The organism is Streptosporangium roseum DSM 43021 (assembly GCF_000024865.1).
In the GTDB taxonomy this organism is placed as follows: Bacteria; Actinomycetota; Actinomycetes; order Streptosporangiales; family Streptosporangiaceae; genus Streptosporangium; species Streptosporangium roseum.
In genome coordinates this window covers 7569163-7583089 of the sequence record NC_013595.1, presented here as the reverse complement: position 1 = coordinate 7583089, position 13927 = coordinate 7569163, and the positions used below count along the sequence as shown (strand labels likewise).

Sequence of the window (13927 nt, the reverse complement as noted above, 5' to 3'; positions counted from 1 at the left end):
CCGCGGGATCGGCGCTCATCGTGGCTGTCCTTTCCGTCTCACCGGTCCTTTGCTGATGTCGCCTTGCGCGATCTGCACGGTCCCCCCGCCCTTGACCTTGAACATGTCATTCATCGCCAGGTCCCGCCCAGCCGCAATCGAGGTGCCGCCCGAGCCCTCCGCAGGCGTCCCGGGTTCCGGATCCGGAGCGCCGGGGTCGGTGAGGTCGCCCAGCGCGTGCACGTTGTGGCCGGGCAAGTGAATGTGGGCGACGTAGCGTTCCTTCTTCTCTGCGACCTCCACGCGCCGGAAGTCATCCTTCGACGGTCCTGCGTCGCTCTGGCCGACGTAGTCCTCGAATATCCGATCGGAGACGATCACCCCCAGGTTCGCTCCGGGACGGGCTCTCATCGCGGCTTTCAGCGCGGCGGCGTTCACCAGCCGGTTGGTCTGCACGGCGTGCGCTCCGGGAACGCCGTTGGCTCCGTCGAGCAGGATCGGGCCCTCGTGGATCGACAGCCGCAGCCGCATTCGGGACGCCAGGGTGTTGTATCCGGCCAGGACCTCGCCGAGTTCGGCGACGAAGACTCGCAGGACGGCGATCGGCTGGACGCCCTGGGGAAGCACGACGAACTGGCCGTCCCCCTGTTCCTGGCGTCGCCAGTCGAGCAGGCCGAGTCTCGCCAACCCCCCGGCGTGGTCGAGTGCCCGGACCAGATCTCGCTGAAGCGTCGCCTGCTCGCCGCGGTTACGGCTGGTGTAGTCCTCGATGTCGCTGCAGAGCATGACGCGGTGTTCGGTGTGATGTTTCATGTGGCCCTCCGTGCCGGTGGCGTGGTGACGGACTCCACGATGACGCCGGAGGCACAGACGGACCCGTATCAGTAGGGCTTGAGCTGATCGATCACTTCCGGCGTTCCTGCGAGCTCGGCCAGCTCCGCTACCCCTGTGATGACCACGCCCCGCCGGACGCGTCGTATCAGTCCCCGGTCCGCCAGCTCGCGCAGGGCCTTCTGGACGGTCACCTCCTTCGCGCCGATGAGCTCGCCGAGCTCTGCCTGTGTGAGAGGGACTCCCATGTCCAGTTCGCTGGAGACCCACCGGCCATGGCGGGCCGCGAGTGTCAGCAGAAGGCGCGCGAGGCGGATGCCGGCGTCGTAACCTGCGAAATCGAGCCTGCGCTCGTTCGCCCACCGGAGCCGGTCGCCGATCAGGCGGCTCAGGGCCAGGCCCGCCTCGGGGGTCTTGCGCAGGAAGTCGAGGAAGATCGGGCCTTTGATCGCGCAGATGGTCGATCTGCGACAGGTCGTCACCGTCGCCGAACGCGGTCCCCCGCTCAGCGCCGCCATGTCGCCCACGATGTCTCCGCTCACCCGGACCGCCAAGAGCACCTGGCTGCCGTTCTCGGCCCGTGCGGTGATCTTCGTGATGGCCTCCATAAGGACGAAGACGATGTCGTCCATCGTGCCCTGCCGGATGAGATCGTGTCCGGCGGCGCGTTGCGCGACCGTCCCGAGGCCCAGCAGACGTTCTCTCACCGGGGCCGACAGTTGGGTGAGGAAACTTCCCCGGGCGAACGGGTCACCTGGCTGCCTCCTCGTCACTCGCCCACCTCCACGGAAGTCGTGCTCATGGTGACGAATGTTTCACCGGAGGGCGGGGCTATCAACGCGGTGCCCCGCACGCCGCACCCGGCTTCCGGCGGCCGCGTCGCCGGGCCGTCGTGGACAGGGGAGCCACTGGGCGACCTGGGTGACTCTCCGGCAGTGCTTTTCCGGCCGGCTTCCGGCACTCGGACAGGCTTCGGTACGGCTGCGCGTCAGGTCGGACCCCGCGCACAGAAAACCCGCCACGGTTATGGAGGGACGCCGTGGCGGGTCGCCGAAGGTCGGGGGACTACAGGAAGATCGAGGTGTCCAGCTCGAAGTCGACGGGGGCGGGGATCCGGACCGGCTTGCCCATTTCGGTGCGCGTGGTGGTCCGGTAGGCGCCGTCCTCGGGATTGCTGAGGACGGTGACCGTTGCCGGGGAAGCGACGGGATCGATGATCAGCATGATCGGAATACCGCAACCCGCGTAGATCCGGGGCTTCGTGGCGCGGTCCGTCTCCATGCTCCCGGGCGAGACAATCTCGGCCACCATGATCAGCCCTGAGGAGAGGATCTCCCGGTCACCCCAGAGCGGAGCGTCTCTGAGGGCCAGGCAGTAGTCGGGGATCACGGTGTCGCGTGGCCCTTCGATGCAGACGTCGACGTTTCCCGCAAAGCTTTCCCATCCGTGTTCGTCCAAGATGGGAAGCAACGCGAAGGCCATGTGCATGGCGATGCGGCCGTGCCGGGGGATGCCTGAAGGGCTCAAGATTAGGTTCCCGTCGATGATCTCGGCGCGGAGGCGGAGGGTGGGGGGGAGGGACTCGAAGAACTCCCTCGGCGTGCGGGGTAGTGGGTGGTCTTCGGCGGGGGTGTGCCGAGGGAGTCGTCCCTGTGCTGTCATCACCATGGGTTCGTGCCCCTTCGTGTTCGAACAAACACCCTAAGTGTTCCATGGGGTTCCCTGGGGACCGTGAGATATGCGCAGCGGTTATCGGTGCGCGACCGGGTGCAGACAGATCCCGACAGGTCATGTTCCGGCAGGACCTGTCCGGCGTGGCCCCGCCGTACTCCCGTAGGATCGGTGGGCCGAGCGGAGGGGGAGCATCGTGGTGCGGGCGTTGGTGTTCGATGTCGGGGAGACGCTGATCGACGAGACGCGGATCTGGTCGCGCTGGGCCGACCGGCTGGGCGTCACCCGGTTCACGATGCTCGGCGTGCTGGGCGGCGTGGCCGCGCTCGACCGGCCGCACTCCGACGCCTTCGAGCTGATCAGGCCCGGGTTCGACCTGGAGGCGGAGCAGGAGGCCTGGAAGCGGGAGGACCCCGACGGGCTCCGGGTGAACTTCGACGCCGACGACCTCTATCCGGACGTGCGGGCCGGCCTGGCCGCGCTGCGCGACCTGGGATACGAGCTGATCATCGCGGGCAACCAGCCGCCGCAGGCCTACGACGCGCTGACCGCGATGGACCTGCCCGTCGACGCGATCCACACCTCCGACGGCTGGGGCGTCTCCAAGCCCGACCCCGCTTTCTTCGCCAAGGTCGTCGCGGTGTCGGGGCGGGAGCCGGGGGAGATCCTCTACGTGGGCGACCGGCTCGACAACGACATCCGTCCCGCCCGCGCGGCCGGCATGTGGACCGCGCTGATCCGCCGGGGTCCCTGGGGTCACCTCCACGCCGCGCGGCCCGAGGCGGGTGAGGCCGACTTCGTCGTCGACGACTTCCCCGCCCTCGTCGCGGCGCTGACCCACAAGACGGCCGGGTGACCTCCGCCGGTCACCGGCGTGCGGTCACCGGTGGCGGGCCGCCGGTGGTGTCCCCGCCCGGGGAACCCGCCGGTGACCCGGGCCGGGGCCGTGGCCCCGCGTCAGGCGTCGGGGTCGATGTGGATGGCGCGCTCCTCGGCTGACAGGTCGCCGTCGTCGGCCCCGACGTCCCGGGCGTACTCCTCGGACGTCTCGTCCGGGCCGATGCCCTCGTCCGGTGCCACGAGGCGGTTCTCGTCGCGCGGGGCCCGCTCGCGCTCCGGGGCTTCGCGCCAGAGGCGTTCGTCGAGGGTGTCCCGGTGCTCGGGGTCGTCCTCGCGGATCTCGTGGTTGAGGCCGAGGTCGTCGGTCCACTCCTCGACCTCGACCGCCTGCTCGTCGCTCAGACCCTTGCGGTCTGGGGGCATTTCGCTCATATCGCCGCCCTACCCGTTCTGCCGCCGAAAACCCCCGGTCAGAGTCCGGCGGCGGCCCCGATGATCGACCGCGGGTCGGCCGCCCCGGCCAGGACGCCCGAGGGCAGCAGGTCGATCAGGTGGGCGTGGCCGAAGGTGGAGCCGTACGGCGCGGCGCCGACGGGGTGGCCCCGGTCGCGCAGGCCGTCGCCCCACGGACCGCCGGCCTCGACCTCGACCATGGCCTGGTCGGGGGCGTCCCAGGTGTCGAAGCCGGTGCCGCCGGAGGCCAGCCGCCAGCGGGCGGCGCCGATGGCCTCACCGGGTGTCTGGCCGTGGGCGAGCAGGCGGGTCAGGACCTGGAGCAGGATCTGCGGCTGGGCGTCGCCGCCCATCGTGCCCACGACCGAGCGGAGCGACCCGTCGGGGCGGGTGACGAGGGCGGGGACAAGGGTGTGCGGCGGGCGCCGGCCGGGACCGTACTCGGCGGGGTGGCCCGGGACCAGCGAGAACCCGATGCCGCGGTTGTGCAGGTTGATGCCGGTGCGAGGTTCGAAGACCATTCCGCCGAACCCCGCGGCGTTGGACTGGATCAGCGAGACGCCCATGCCGTCGCCGTCCACCGCGCACAGATAGGTGGTGTCGCCAGGCGAGGTGAGGTCGCGGACCGCCACCCGGCGGGCGGGGTGGATCAGGGCGCGGCGCGCGGCGGCCGAGCCCAGCGCCTCCTCGACGGAGGCGCCGTCGAACAGCAGCTCCGGCCGGTCGTGCCCGGCCATCCGCGCGGCCTCCACCAGCAGGTGCGCCCAGAGCGGATCGCCCGGGTCGGAGGGCAGGTCGAGCCCTTCGGCGATGCCGAGGGCCAGCAGCAGCAGGTATCCCTGCGAGTTGGGCGGCATGGTCCACACGTCGTGCCCGAAGGCCCTCACCCGCAGCGGATCCACCCATTCGGCGCTCGCCTTGGCGAGGTCGTCCTCGGTGTACTCGCCGCCGCCGACCTCGAGCAGCCCCTGGCCGAACTCGCCGAGGTAGAACCCGTCGCGGCCGTCGGCCAGGGCCTCCAGCGCCCGAGCCACCCCGGGCCGCCTGATCAGGTCACCGGCCCGCCGGGCCGAGGCGAAGTCCTCGCACAGCGGGCCGACCGTCTCCAGGGCGGGGATCATCAGCGGCGAGGCGGGGAAGCCGTCACGGGCGTGCCCGATCGCCGGTGCCAGCACCTCCGCCGCCGGCAGCCTGCCGTACCGGCCGTGCAGGGCCAGCCAGCCGTCCGCGCAGCCCGGCACCGGGGTCGAGCGGACGTCGTGGCGGTGCGGCATGCGGTCGTGCCCCTCGGCGCGCAGCCGCTCGGCGTCGGCGCCCGACCCCGCCCGCCCGGAGGCGTTGAGCGCCGCGGGCGCGCCGGTGCCGTCGTGGACGAGCGCGAACAGATCACCGCCCAGTCCGCACATGTGCGGGGCGGTCACCGCCAGTACGGCGTTCGCCGCGATCGCCGCGTCGGCCGCCGAACCTCCCCGCTCCAACATGGCCACGCCCGCGCTGGAAGCGAGGTGATCGACCGTGCAGACCATTCCAGAGCGCGCATAGCGGGTGTTGAGCATGACGAGAGCGTACGGCTTCCTTCCTCTGGATCGACGTGCCGGCCGGTTTCACCGGCCTGGCCGGCCTCCTCCTCATCCACCGTGCCGCTCCGAACGGCCCGCCGCTGATGCTCGTCTCCCTGGTCCTGGCCGCCGCCACCGGAACCGTCGTCATCGGCCACTTCGACCCGTCCACCGCACCTTCAGCTGGATCTCCGCCGGCCACCCGCCCCCCGTCCTGGTCCGTGACGGCCGGGCCACCTTCCTGAAGGGCGCCCCCGGCACCATGCTCGGGGCGTTCGAGGTTATGGAGTACACGGTCAGCTTCTCGGCCGTAAACGACCGAGCTTGCAGCTCCTCGCCGTCGATGGGTTCGACGGTTCAGGCCGCGTCGTCGGCAGCGTGACTCACTGCCCAGCCCGCCACACCGCGCGAGGCGATGTTGCGGGCCGCGTTGACGTCGGCGTGCTCAGCGAAACCGCACGACGTACAGCGGAAGGTCTCCTGGTCCGGCCGGTTGCGTCTGTCGATGTGCCCGCACGCCGAACACCCCTGCGAGGTATAAGCCGGGTCGACGTACACCACCGCGACCCCGGCACGACGGGCCTTGTAAACGACGAACCGGCCGAGCTGGTGGAAGCTCCACGAATGCAACGTGACCCGCTGGGGCTTACGGAGCCGTACCCGGTCGCGGATGCCCTGGAGGTCTTCCAGGGCGATCCCTTGCCCGGTGCGTGTCGCCTCGGTCACGATGCGTTTGGCAATGGTGTGGTTGGTGTCCGCGGCGAAGCGCGCTTCTTTGCGGCGGCGTTTCCTCAGCAGCCGCTTGGCGGACTTGGTCTGCTTGGCCTGCAAGCGGCGGCGCAGCTCGCGGTGACGGTGGCGGACCGCGTTCAGAGCCCTGCCACTGTGGCGAACCCCGCCACTGGTGGTCGCGAGGTTGGCGATCCCCAGGTCCACTCCCAAAAATCCGTCCGGGGTGGTGGCTGGCCGGTCGGGAATGTCACAGGTAGCGATCAAAAACCACCTGCCATCGCGGTACAGAAGGTCCGATTCGCCCTTGCGGTAGGCGGCCAACGTCGTGAGCTGATCGGCCGAGGCGGTGAACGCCACGCTCTTCATCCGCCCGCACGTGGTCCAGATCGACACCGTCCGCGACTCCATCCGCCAGGACAGACAGCGGTCGTCGAACGGCTGGGCCGCGCCGGGGCGAAAGACGATCGGCTTGGCCAAGGCCCGCTCGCGCCGCGCGGAGCCGGGTCTGCCCACCTGTCCGTTGCGGAGATTGGCGTGCAGCGTGGCGTAGGCGTCAGTGACCTTCTTGATGACATGCTGCGCGGCCTGAGCCGCCAGCCCGTAGTTGTCCTTGATCCGCCCGTAGGCGTGCCGGCGCAGGTCGTAATTGCGAAACACCCGCTGGTGGTGGGCGAGCGCCGAGACCCAGGTGGCCGCCTCGTTGACCGCGCGCAAAGTCGCCGCCAGCGCCGCCGCCTGCTCAGGCGTCGGCAGGAGTCTCACCTGCACCACCAGCTTCACATCGCCCACGGTATCTTTTGGTCCATGTCACCGTGATGGGAATTCGACAAGGGCGCCTCGGCCCGTCTGCTGCGCACGGAGTACTCCGCTCACGTCCGCGAGTATCTGTGGGGCGGCCATTTGCGGTCGCCGTCCTACGTCGCCACCTCCTGTGGCGGCGCACCCTTGAGCATCATCAAGGGATGCATCGAAAACCTCAAACCGCCCGGACTGACGACCGGACGTTCACACCTCCAGGACCGGGAATCGATTCCTCCCGGGAGTGAGCGCCGAGGGTTCCTCGCTAGATAACGCTGAACACGGCGCACTTCGACGCGGGCGACATGCTGTTCTTCTATACCGACGGCATCGTGGAGCGCCGGGGCCGGGATCTCGGCGACGGTCTGAACGCGCTGCTCGACGCGGCGGCCCGGTGCGTCGAGGGCGACCTGGAGAAGGACATCACGTGCGTCCTCAAACAGCTCGGCGGCGACCAGTCCGACGACGACATCTGCATGCTGGCCCTGCGCGTCCTGTAGGGGCCGGCCGCGCCCGTACCTCTCAGCCGGAGGTGTCCGGCAGGCCGCCCGGCAGGTAGACGGGGCGCCTGTCCCTCCGGGCGAGGTGGGCGGCGGGCAGGCGGGCGGCGGTGTGCGCCGGAAGCAGGGTGACGGCGGTGTCCCAGGGGAGGAAGGCCGCGTCGTCGAGCTCCTCGACCTGCAGCCTTATGCGGGCCGGATCGCTCAGGACGCCGCCGTCGAACAGGAAGTTGATCATGGAGCGGGGGCGTTCCTCCGACGGCGGCGACCAGTGGACCACGAGGAGCTCGCCCGCCTCGACGGACACGCCGAGCTCCTCGGCGACTTCGCGCACGGCGCCGTCGTGCGGCGCCTCACCGGCCTCGACGATCCCACCGGGGAAGCTCCAGCCCGGCCGGTAGTTGGGTTTGACCAGCAGGACGCGGTCCTCGGTGTCGGTGAGCAGCAGGCAGGCCGAGGTGAACACGCTGGGCAGGGTGGCATACCACTCGGCCGGTTCCAGGTAGGTCTTGCTCATCCCGGCTACGTTACCCCCGCGGGCCGCGGTCATCGGGGACGCCACGGGCGGGGTGTCGCGCGTGAAGCCGGCCGATCCGCAGCCGGTCGGCGGCCGACGGAGGCCGGGCACGATCAGGTGCAGGCCCTGCTCGCAGGTGTGCCGGGGCCGGGCGCCGGGGGGACGCGTCCCGTTCCGGGGTCCTTCAGGCGGCGGCGGCCACGGGCTCGTCACGCCGGACGAGGGCGGCGTAGGGGCCGTCGGCGGCGAGGAGCTGGGCGTGGGTGCCGCGCTCGACGACGCGGCCGCGCTCCAGGACCACGATCTGGTCGGCGTCGCGGACCGTGGACAGGCGGTGGGCGATCGTGATGGTGGTACGGCCGTGCGACAGGGTGTCCAGGGCTTCCTGGACCGCGCGCTCGGTCTGCGTGTCGAGGGCGCTGGTGGCCTCGTCGAGGATCAGCACGGGCGGGTTGCGCAGCAGCGTGCGGGCGATGGCCAGGCGCTGCTTCTCGCCGCCGGAGAACCGGTAGCCGCGCTCGCCGACCATGGTGTCGTAGCCGTCGGGCAGCGACATGATGTGGTCGTGGATCCGGGCGGCGCGTGCGGCCTCGACGAGCTCGGAGTCCGTCGCGGAGGGCTTGGCGAAGCGGAGGTTGTCGGCGATCGAGGAGTGGAACAGGTAGGTCTCCTGGGAGACCACGCCGACCGTCTCGGCCAGCGTCTCGAAGGTCAGCTCGCGCACGTCCACGCCGTCGACGGTGACGCGGCCGCCGGTCACGTCGTAGAGGCGGGGGAGCAGGTAGCTCAGCGTGGTCTTGCCGGAGCCGGTCTCGCCCACCACGGCCAGGGACGTGCCCGCCGGGACCGTGAGGTTCACCTCCGACAGGGTCGGAGCCTCGCCGTAGGAGAAGTCCACGTGCTCCAGGCGGACCTCGCCGCGCACCTCCGCCAGCGTCCGGGTGCCGGGGTGGATGTCCACGGACAGGTCGAGATACTCGAAGATCCTGGCGAACAGGGCGAGGGAGCTCTGCACGTCCACGCCGAGGCGCAGCAGCGACACGGTGGGCCGGAACAGGTTCATCTGGAGTGTGGTGAAGGCGACGACGGTGCCGATGGAGACGGCCGAGGTCAGCCCGGTGGCCCAGTAGATCATCGCGGGCATGGCCGCCATGATGATCTGGATGGTGGACTGCCGCCACCGTCCGGCCATGCTGGAGCGGACCTCCAGGTCGGCCAGCTCGTCGGAGGCGGTGGAGAAGCGCCGGGTGAGCTCGGGGCCGCGGCCCATCGTCCGGCCCAGCAGGATCCCGCTGATCGACAGCGATTCCTGGACCATCGAGGAGAGGGCGGCCATCTTCCGCTGCCGCTCGGAGGTGATCTTCCGGCGCTCGCGGCCGACCCTGCGGCTGATCCCGACGAAGACGGGCAGCAGCAGCAGCGACACGACGGTCAGCCGCCAGTCCAGGACCAGCATCGCGATGATCGTCGCCACCACGGTGGTCAGGTTCGAGACGATCGAGGCGGCGGTGGAGGTGACCACCGACTGCATGCCGCCGATGTCGCTGGCGATGCGCGACTGCACCTCGCCGGTGCGGGTGCGGGTGAAGAAGGCCAGGGACATGCGCTGGAGGTGGCCGTACACGGCGGTGCGCAGGTCGTGCATGACGCGCTGGCCCACGGTGGTGGAGATCAGCGTCTGGACGACGTCGAGCACGCTGGTGGTGACGGCGACCGCGACCATGCCGAGTGCCAGCAGCGTCAGCAGGCCGGTCCTGCCGTTGGGGATGGCGTCGTCGAGCACCTCGCGGAGCATGAACGGCGACGCGAGGGAGACCAGCGAGGACAGCGCGATGAGGGCGCCGACCACGGCCAACCGGCCTCGGTAGGGGCGGAACAGGGCGACGATGCGCCCCAGGGGAGCGCGGGGTTCGTCGTTCATGTCTGGTGTTTCGTCCCGGGGGACTTCTCTGGTTCGCTCGGTCATGCATCTCCTTTGTGATGTTTGCTCAAACGGAGGTTAGCTCACAATCATTCCCGCGGACAATGAGATAAGTTCAGGGCGTGGAGACGGAACTGGCCGATCTCGTGCACGGCGTCGGCCATCGACTGCGGCGCGGTTACGGCGAGCGGCTCGGGCCGCTCGGGTTGAGCCCCGGCCAGGCGCGGGCGCTGCGCGTGATCGCCGACGCCGAGCCGCCGCTCAAGATGGTGCAGCTCGCCGAGAGGCTCAGGATCGTGCCGCGCTCGGTCACTCCCGTCGTGGACGCCCTGGAAGAGGCCGGTCTGGTCCGCCGGGAGGTCGATCCGGCCAGCCGCCGCTCCACCCTGCTGGTGATCACCCCCGAGGGCAGGACGGAGTACGGCCGGGTGCGCGAGGCGCGCAGGAAGGTGGCCGAGGAGCTGTTCGCCGTGCTCACCCCCGACCAGCGGGAGCAGCTCAGGGAGCTGTTGAGCGTGGTCGACCACCAGGCCGGCTAGAGCCCGTCAGCCCCGCCGGTCCGTCAGCTCACCGGCCGCAGCCCCGCCGGTCCGCCGGTCCGGTGGGGGACGCGTGTGTCCGGCCGGTGCGAGGCGCTCCCGGTCAGGCGGGACGCCTTGTCTCGGTCTTCCGGCCGTCGCCGGTACGCCGGCTGCGGCCGCCGACGACCGTGGCCACGCACCGGCCCGGTCCCTCGCGGAGCAGGGCGGTGTAGGCGGTCCGCTCGTCGGCCTCGACGGCGAAGACGGCGAAGTCGGCCCGGCTGTCCCGGCCGAGCGAGCCCAGTCGGCCCGGCCCCTCGGCCATGCCCAGGGCCCGCGCCCCACCCAGCGTCACCGCCTCGACCAGGAGCCTGTCGAGGGCGGTGCCGGGAGAACCGTCGCGGGCGAGCGCGCGGGCGGCCGCCAGCGGGTCGCCGCCCGTCCGGGTGCCGAACGCGATGGTGACCTCTCCGTCGAGCAGCCCCTCGGCGGCGAACGGCGACGCGATCGCCACCGCCGTGCCCCGGATCCGCAGCAGCTTGCGGTCCGCCTCGTCGAGCGGACCGGAGATCGCCACGTGGCAGCCTGGCCCGAGGGCCCCCACCTCGTCCAGGAAGCCGGCCGGATGGCGCCCCAACTCGACGTGGAGCCGGAGCCCGAACGTCCGCGACAGGATGGCCAGATCCTCCATGACCACGGGGTCGGGGGAGTGCGGGGCGATGCCGACGACGCCCGGGTGGCCCACCTCGCGGATGGCGGTGATCAGCCGGTCGCGCCCGTCCCTCTCCCACCGTGCCTCGTCCTCGCAGCGTGTCTCGAGGTAGGTCACGCCGCCGAGGCCGGCCTCGGCGGCCGAGGACGCGGCGTCCAGGTCGCCCGCCACGCCCGCGACCGCGGTGACGCCGTGGACGGCCGACCGGGCCGGAGCCCGGTCGAGACGGAGGTGGGCGTCGACCAGTCCCGGTACGATCATCCCGGGCCACCGGACCGGAGTGAGGTCGGGGTGGGCGGCCTCGATCTCCCGGCGCGGGCCGATCCGGATCACCCGGTCGCCCCGGACGGCGACGGCGCCGTCGACGACGGGCGGCTCGCAGACGGGGAGGACGAGAGGCGCGGTGTGCACGACGACCTGCGGGAGCGCACGCGTGCCGATGCCGTGGCCCGCACGCGTGGGCATAGACACTCCTGTCTGTTTGTCCCTTTAGAGAGATTAAGGGCATCGACCTGCCGATCTCAAATGTCGCATCGGCGGACCGCGGCACGGCGCGTTTTCCTACACCTGACAGATGACCTTCCTACAGAAGATGATTGATCGCTGCGAAAGCGATCTATAGCGTCATTTGTCGTGACTCGACCCCCCAGGTTACTGAAAGCACTGATCGCAGCGGTGGTGCTGATCCCGATCGGCATCGCCTCCGTCCCCGCCTCCGCCGACCCCTCTCCCGCGCCCGAGCATCCCTGGCGACTGGACCACTGGCCCCAGACCCAGCCCTGGCAGCAGGACGAACCCGCGGCCACGCTGCGCGCCAAGCCCGGCGCCCCGGCCCCGATCGACCCGCAGAACTGGAAGAACCCGGACCACATGACGTGGGCCGACTACAAGAAGCCGCCGGGCACCAACTGGGCCGATCCCGCGGTCAAGGGTTCCAAGCGCACCTTCCGCGGCGCGCTGGTCCTGCTCGACTACCCCAACCAGCCGTTCGTGGTCACCCAGCCCCAGGGGTCGACGGTCTTCAAGAACCCCAGCGCCGAGGCCCACGACATCCCGCGCGAGCAGGTCGCCGGGTTCTACAAGGACTTCCTCAACACTCCCAACCAGCTCAACCGCGGCCACACCATCCACGAGTACTGGATGGAGGACTCCGGGGGCCGTTACGGCGTCGACCTGACCGCCTTCGGCCCGTACCAGATGCCGGGCAAGTCCCACGAGTACGCCATGGAGTTCCAGGCGGGGACCGGCTGCCCGGCGGGCGACAGCTGCAACAAGAACATCAGGACCGACGGGCGGGCCGCGTGGGTCGGCGCCGAGGGCCCCGAGATCCCCGCGGGGTTCGACTTCGTCTTCTTCCTGAGCGCCGGCCAGGACGAGTCGGCCACCTGGCAGGAGTTCGGGCCGATCAAGTTCCCGGCCAAGGAGGCGGTGACCGACGACTTCGGCCCGCCGGACCCCGCACTGCCCAACTGGGCGAACACCCGGTACGTGGAGTGGACCTCCTGGGCCTCGGCCTCCTCCATCTGGCCCAACGCCGGAGGCGGATCGTCCACCCAGGCCGAGAGCTCGGGCCAGGGCGTCTACGCCCACGAGCTCAGCCACATCCTCGGCATCGGAGACAACTACAACAACCCGTTCGGGGTGCCGCCGCGCCGGGCCTACACCGGTATCTGGGAGATGCTCAGCCGGGGCAGCTTCAACGGCCCGGGCGGCCCGCACAGCCGCTGGATGATCCCGCCCACCGGAGGCGGTTCCATGGGCGCCCAGCACATGCTCCGCAACAAGATCAAGCTTGAGATGGTGGACGAGCAGAACGTGCTGCGCCTGTCCCGCGAGGCGCTGGCCGACTCCGGTCTCGTCGTGGCCAAGGTGACGGCCCGGGTGGTCCAGCCGGGACCGACCGGCCTGTCCGGGGTCAACATCGCCTTCGGCGACGGCGACCGCAGCCCCGCCTGCGCCATCGCCACCGACCCGTTCTGCGACGGCGGCGGCTACGACAACTACACCGTCGAGGTCGTCGACCGGATGGGCGCCGACTCCTTCACCCCCGACTCCGGCGTGCTGCTGGCCAAGACCAAGAACCAGGACCGCGCGCCCTTCGAGTGGGTCGTCGACGCCAACCCGCAGGACATCGGCATGACCGACTACGTCCTGCCCGACGGCACCGCCGTGCCCATCACGATCGGCGACTACCGCCAGCTGTCGGACGCCCTGTTCCACGCGGGCGCCGACTCCGGGGCCGAGTTCGAGTACGTGGACGAGGCCAACAGGCTCCACTTCTACGTCCTCGACCTGCAGCGCGACCGCAAGGGCGTGCTGTCCTACACGGTGGCCGTCCGCTCCCTGGACGGCGCCGGGCCGCAGAAGCGCGGTGTGAAGCTGCTGCCCGCCGCCGGGATCCCCGACGGCAAGGGCCTGTCCTTCTGCAAGTTCCCGCTGTTCAACACCGGCAGGTCCGCCCCCGCCCAGGGGCAGCACCCCGAGGACGTGAGCGCCTACCTCAAGAGTGACGTCTACCGGCTGTCGGCCACCGTCGAGGGCAACGGCTGGACGGCCTCGGTGCCCAACCGGCTCGCCGGCGTGGACTTCGGCAAGCAGGCGCTGGTGGGCGTCAAGGCCCAGCGTGCCTCCGGAGGCAGCCGGCTGGCCAAGGTCACGCTGACGGCCACCTCCGAGAGCGACCCGTCCAAGACCGCCAAGGCCACCTGTCACGTGATCGGCCTGTAGAGGGCCCCGGCCGGAAGGCCGCAGGAGTCCCGGAAGGGCGTGACGGGGTGCGGCGGGCCGCCGTACCCCGTCACCGCCGGCCGGGCATCTGGTTGAATCAATCTTGAGACAACACGTCGGCTGGGTCGGGGGGCCGCGGGCGTGCCGCGGTTCTTTCCGGAGGGTG

15 protein-coding genes and 1 pseudogene are annotated in these 13927 nt (G+C 70.7%); 7 read left to right on the top strand and 9 right to left on the bottom strand.

All coding sequences use genetic code 11. The annotated features are described in order from the left end of the window. Nucleotides 1-15 precede the first annotated feature (15 nt). From SROS_RS46390 to SROS_RS46385, 3 genes are all read right to left on the bottom strand, one after another. Nucleotides 16-792 carry a hypothetical protein gene (locus SROS_RS46390; protein WP_012893320.1) on the bottom strand — a complete coding sequence of 259 codons (777 nt, stop codon included), beginning with the start codon at nucleotides 790-792 and terminating at the stop codon, nucleotides 16-18. Between the two features lie 68 nt (nucleotides 793-860). After that, nucleotides 861-1517 carry a Crp/Fnr family transcriptional regulator gene (locus tag SROS_RS33230; RefSeq protein WP_245564359.1) on the bottom strand — a complete coding sequence of 219 codons (657 nt, stop codon included), beginning with the start codon at nucleotides 1515-1517 and terminating at the stop codon, nucleotides 861-863. Between the two features lie 358 nt (nucleotides 1518-1875). After that, a complete protein-coding gene (locus tag SROS_RS46385; protein WP_245564780.1) occupies nucleotides 1876-2472 on the bottom strand; it encodes a Uma2 family endonuclease in 597 nt (198 codons plus the stop codon). A gap of 205 nt (nucleotides 2473-2677) precedes the next feature. Here SROS_RS46385 and SROS_RS33220 point away from each other — a divergent pair, with 205 nt between their 5' ends. After that, nucleotides 2678-3337 carry an HAD family hydrolase gene (locus SROS_RS33220; RefSeq protein WP_012893317.1) on the top strand — a complete coding sequence of 220 codons (660 nt, stop codon included), beginning with the start codon at nucleotides 2678-2680 and terminating at the stop codon, nucleotides 3335-3337. A gap of 101 nt (nucleotides 3338-3438) precedes the next feature. Here the strand turns inward: SROS_RS33220 and SROS_RS33215 are convergent, their stop codons facing one another. Together SROS_RS33215 and SROS_RS33210 are read right to left on the bottom strand one after the other, a co-directional pair. Further along, complete coding sequence (locus SROS_RS33215; protein ID WP_012893316.1) at nucleotides 3439-3753, bottom strand: DUF5709 domain-containing protein; 315 nt, start codon at nucleotides 3751-3753, stop codon at nucleotides 3439-3441. Nucleotides 3754-3791: 38 nt separating this feature from the next. Continuing rightward, entirely contained in the window at nucleotides 3792-5330 is a 1539-nt protein-coding gene (locus SROS_RS33210; RefSeq protein WP_012893315.1) for a gamma-glutamyltransferase family protein, read from the bottom strand. Between the two features lie 35 nt (nucleotides 5331-5365). On the opposite strand from SROS_RS33210, the gene SROS_RS53435 reads away from it, so the two are divergent. Continuing rightward, nucleotides 5366-5578, top strand: coding sequence for a hypothetical protein (locus tag SROS_RS53435; RefSeq protein ID WP_043653422.1), 213 nt, complete (start codon nucleotides 5366-5368; stop codon nucleotides 5576-5578). After that, nucleotides 5521-5715 carry a SpoIIE family protein phosphatase gene (locus tag SROS_RS54590; RefSeq protein ID WP_362966909.1) on the top strand — a complete coding sequence of 65 codons (195 nt, stop codon included), beginning with the start codon at nucleotides 5521-5523 and terminating at the stop codon, nucleotides 5713-5715. Before SROS_RS53435 ends, SROS_RS54590 begins: the two co-directional genes overlap by 58 nt. Here the strand turns inward: SROS_RS54590 and SROS_RS33200 are convergent. Beyond that, nucleotides 5691-6845 carry an RNA-guided endonuclease InsQ/TnpB family protein gene (locus SROS_RS33200; RefSeq protein WP_043653419.1) on the bottom strand — a complete coding sequence of 385 codons (1155 nt, stop codon included), beginning with the start codon at nucleotides 6843-6845 and terminating at the stop codon, nucleotides 5691-5693. The genes SROS_RS54590 and SROS_RS33200 overlap by 25 nt on opposite strands. Before the next feature lie 60 nt (nucleotides 6846-6905). Here SROS_RS33200 and SROS_RS54585 point away from each other — a divergent pair. Further along, nucleotides 6906-7136: pseudogene (locus tag SROS_RS54585) on the top strand (hypothetical protein); the annotation flags it as partial. Then, nucleotides 7133-7363, top strand: a complete 231-nt coding sequence (locus tag SROS_RS33195) for a SpoIIE family protein phosphatase (RefSeq protein ID WP_342632947.1) — start codon at nucleotides 7133-7135, stop codon at nucleotides 7361-7363. The pseudogene SROS_RS54585 and the gene SROS_RS33195, both read left to right, overlap by 4 nt. A gap of 22 nt (nucleotides 7364-7385) precedes the next feature. Here SROS_RS33195 and SROS_RS33190 read toward each other — a convergent pair whose 3' ends face one another. Beyond that, a complete protein-coding gene (locus tag SROS_RS33190) occupies nucleotides 7386-7880 on the bottom strand; it encodes an NUDIX domain-containing protein (RefSeq protein WP_043653412.1) in 495 nt (164 codons plus the stop codon). Between the two features lie 184 nt (nucleotides 7881-8064). After that, nucleotides 8065-9801, bottom strand: a complete 1737-nt coding sequence (locus tag SROS_RS33185; protein WP_245564357.1) for an ABC transporter ATP-binding protein — start codon at nucleotides 9799-9801, stop codon at nucleotides 8065-8067. 122 nt (nucleotides 9802-9923) lie between these two features. Between SROS_RS33185 and SROS_RS33180 the strand changes: the two genes are divergently transcribed. Continuing rightward, complete coding sequence (locus SROS_RS33180) at nucleotides 9924-10340, top strand: MarR family winged helix-turn-helix transcriptional regulator (RefSeq protein WP_012893311.1); 417 nt, start codon at nucleotides 9924-9926, stop codon at nucleotides 10338-10340. 103 nt (nucleotides 10341-10443) lie between these two features. On the opposite strand, the gene SROS_RS33175 is transcribed toward SROS_RS33180, so the two are convergent. Then, the gene (locus SROS_RS33175; protein ID WP_012893310.1) at nucleotides 10444-11499 is read right to left on the bottom strand and encodes an amidohydrolase family protein; all 1056 of its coding nucleotides are present in this window, start codon (nucleotides 11497-11499) and stop codon (nucleotides 10444-10446) included. A 168-nt stretch (nucleotides 11500-11667) separates the two neighbouring features. On the opposite strand from SROS_RS33175, the gene SROS_RS33170 reads away from it, so the two are divergent. Further along, complete coding sequence (locus tag SROS_RS33170) at nucleotides 11668-13761, top strand: M6 family metalloprotease domain-containing protein (RefSeq protein WP_043653409.1); 2094 nt, start codon at nucleotides 11668-11670, stop codon at nucleotides 13759-13761. Nucleotides 13762-13927 lie beyond the last annotated feature (166 nt).